Origin of the sequence: Pseudomonas cichorii (genome assembly GCF_019719005.1) — a bacterium.
In the GTDB taxonomy this organism is placed as follows: domain Bacteria; phylum Pseudomonadota; class Gammaproteobacteria; order Pseudomonadales; family Pseudomonadaceae; genus Aquipseudomonas; species Aquipseudomonas cichorii_E.
The window spans coordinates 1-970 of record NZ_JAIGPJ010000098.1; the positions used below are offsets into that span (position 1 = coordinate 1).

The window sequence follows — 970 nt, forward strand, 5'->3', positions numbered from 1 at the left end:
GCCATTATGCGCAAGAAGTTGCGCACTTTTCTGTGGATAACCTGTGATCAGTTCTCTCTGACTCACGCCGTTCAAGCCCTCCAGCCAAGTGCGCAAGAAGTTGCGCAGTGGTGCGCAACTTCTTGCGCACTTTCAACGGGTTTTCCCCCTAAAAAGTTTCCCCCTAAAAAGCTCAACATGCCGCGAACAAATCGCGCATCCATATGATTTATATAGCTATTTTATTAGCTGGCACAAAGCTTGATCAGTATTTGCCACCCATCAGGCAAATTCGCCTCCCGGGACCCTCAAGTTTCAGCAAGGAGAGCATCCATGGCTACACCCGCGTACATGTCCATCACCGGCGAAAAACAAGGCCTGATCACTGCCGGCGCCTTCACCGCCGACTCCGTGGGCAACACCTTTCAGGAAGGCCACGAAGACGAAGTGATGGTCCAGGCGTTCCATCACGACGTGATCATCCCGCGTGACCCACAGTCCGGCCAGCCAACCGGCCAGCGCGTTCACAAGCCGGTGAAAATCACCAAGGTCTTCGACAAGTCCTCGCCTCTGCTGCAAGCGGCCCTGACTTCCGGCGAGCGCCTGAGCAAAGTCGAAATCAAATGGTTCCGCACCTCCGCTCAAGGCACTCAAGAGCACTACTACACCACCGTTCTGGAAGACGCGATCCTCGTCAGCTCCAAGGACTACATGCACAACTGCCAGGACCCTGCGAACGCGCATTTCACGCACCTGGAAGACATCGAAATGACCTACCGCAAAATCACCTGGACCCACGAAGTCTCCGGTACTTCGGGTTCCGATGACTGGCGTTCGCCTGTGGCCTGATACGGCTGAGGTTTCAAGCATCGACCGGCCTCTGCTGGTCGATGTTGTTTACGCCCTTTCAGAATCGAGGAACAAGGGATGTTCGCGCCGGCCAATCAGACTCACTTCAGCCTGACCGTAGAAGGTTTAAACAGCGACCTGC

At 55.1% G+C, this 970-nt stretch carries 2 protein-coding genes; both read left to right on the forward strand.

Going from position 1 to position 970, the window contains the following annotated elements; all coding sequences use genetic code 11:
• Positions 1-207: hypothetical protein (locus K5D32_RS25755; protein WP_221602324.1), on the forward strand; the 207-nt coding region annotated here is incomplete at its 5' end.
• A gap of 105 nt (positions 208-312) precedes the next feature.
• Positions 313-828, forward strand: coding sequence for an Hcp family type VI secretion system effector (locus K5D32_RS25760; RefSeq protein WP_025258081.1), 516 nt, complete (start codon positions 313-315; stop codon positions 826-828).
• Positions 829-970: the final 142 nt, after the last annotated feature.

Bases quoted from the DNA above. Each gene is read 5' to 3' on its own strand.
- K5D32_RS25760 (WP_025258081.1), top strand. From the start codon at position 313: ATGGCTACACCCGCGTACATGTCCATCACCGGCGAAAAACAAGGCCTG.